The organism is Streptomyces sp. B15 (genome assembly GCF_018070605.1).
Taxonomy (GTDB): domain Bacteria; phylum Actinomycetota; class Actinomycetes; order Streptomycetales; family Streptomycetaceae; genus Streptomyces; species Streptomyces smyrnaeus.
The window spans coordinates 1-1,539 of sequence record NZ_JAGPXJ010000202.1 but is presented as its reverse complement, the minus strand read 5'-3'; the positions used below and the strand labels follow the sequence as shown (position 1 = coordinate 1,539).

At 72.1% G+C, this 1,539-nt stretch carries 2 protein-coding genes; one reads left to right on the top strand and one right to left on the bottom strand.

The genetic code is table 11. The annotated features are described in order from the left end of the window. A partial coding sequence (locus KBY19_RS35835) for an MFS transporter (protein ID WP_210967515.1) occupies positions 1–335 on the bottom strand: 335 nt, incomplete at its 3' end. Between the two features lie 1,127 nt (positions 336–1,462). Here KBY19_RS35835 and KBY19_RS35830 point away from each other — a divergent pair. Continuing rightward, positions 1,463–1,539: cold-shock protein (locus KBY19_RS35830; protein WP_210967516.1), on the top strand; the 77-nt coding region annotated here is incomplete at its 3' end.

Sequence of the window (1,539 nt, the reverse complement as noted above, 5' to 3'; positions counted from 1 at the left end):
AGGAGCCACAGATACGAGGGCGCGAGAGCCGACATGCCCGTTGCCACCACCCACAGCGTCGTGCTGATCGCCAGCAGACGGACCCGGCGCACCCGGTCGGTGAGCAGCCCCACCGGGACCGTGCAGACGGCAGCCGTCAGCGAGACGACGGAGACCAGGAGGCCGATGTCGGTGTTGTTCACACCGAACGCGGTCTTGATGCCGGGCGCGGCGACCGACAGCGCGCCCTTGTCGGCACCGTCCATGGCCAGTACGGCGCCCAGCACCACGACGACCCTCGCCTGATCCGGTCCGCCCAGGGCCCGCACCGCTCTGTCCTGCCAGGCGTACGTCATCGCGCCGCTCTGCTGCCCCGGCCGCGCCCTGGGCGCCGGCCGCGAGCGGGAGGTTCCCGCACGTTACTTCTCCTACCGCCTGCGGCATCTTTCAGCTCGCGCGAGGGCCGTCCGACGCCCTCGCGCCGCCTGCCCGCCCAGCGCCGGCAGTGCTGCTGCTCATGGAACACCGTTCCCCACCCGCGTCCTGGAAGGACCCAGCGGGGCTGGGCTGCATACGTCCGGTCGGACGTCGGCCGGGACCCGTTCGCCACACGGGACGGCCGTGCACCGGCCACGAGGAGACGGCCGACCGGGTCCGAGGTACGCAGGGCGCGCCGCCCCGGTGCCGGACATGGTGGTGATCCGGTCCCCTTCCAGTCCCGGTCCCGGCCGTGTGCTTCGGCGTCACGGCCCGGACGAGCCGGGCGCTCAGCTCACCGAGCCGCGCCCGGACCGCGTACGGTGCCGGGTGGAGCGGCGAGAGGTCGCAGACGTCGGTCCCGGTGTCGCGAACCAGGGGCGCCGTACTCCGAACCGGTGGCAGGAGGACGAAGCGCACGGCCGGCGAGAGTGGTTCGAGACGGGACGCCTCACCCAGCGTGTAGACGGTGAGGTCGACTCCCAGCTCTGCAGGGCTCGTTACCGCGGCCGCCTCGGCGAACCGCTCCCAGCACTTGACGTGGCCGCCCGCGCTCGGCGTTCTGACCAGTTCCAGGAGCACGGCGACGGACGGCACCCCGGACAGCGCCCCGCGTCGCGCAGCATGCCGACTGCACTGGCGGGTGCCCTTTTCGACCGATCGCTCATGGACGCCCCTCCAGCCTCCCAGCCTCGTCGGCCCGGCACACGCAGCCGGTGGACACGCCCGTGGACACGTCCGCGGTCACCCGGGTATCCAGCGATCCAGCTCGGATGGCTGCATCCGGGCACCGGGCATCCGGCAAGTACCGTCCCCACGCGTTTTGCGGTCGGTTCTTCCCCCCGCCGCTCCGGCCGGCCGCGCTGCGCCACTCGCGTGCACATCGGTGCCGGACCAGCCGCTCCGCCAGCAGCGGGGTACCCGTTGGTATGGCCGGTGAGACCTCGGCTGCCGCCACGTTCGACGACGGAGCAGACAGACGAGGGAGCAGAGAGAGGAGCCCCGGATGCCTACCGGAAGAGTGAAGTGGTTCGCCTCGGACAAGGGCTACGGATTCATCGAACAGGACGAGGGCGGCCCGGA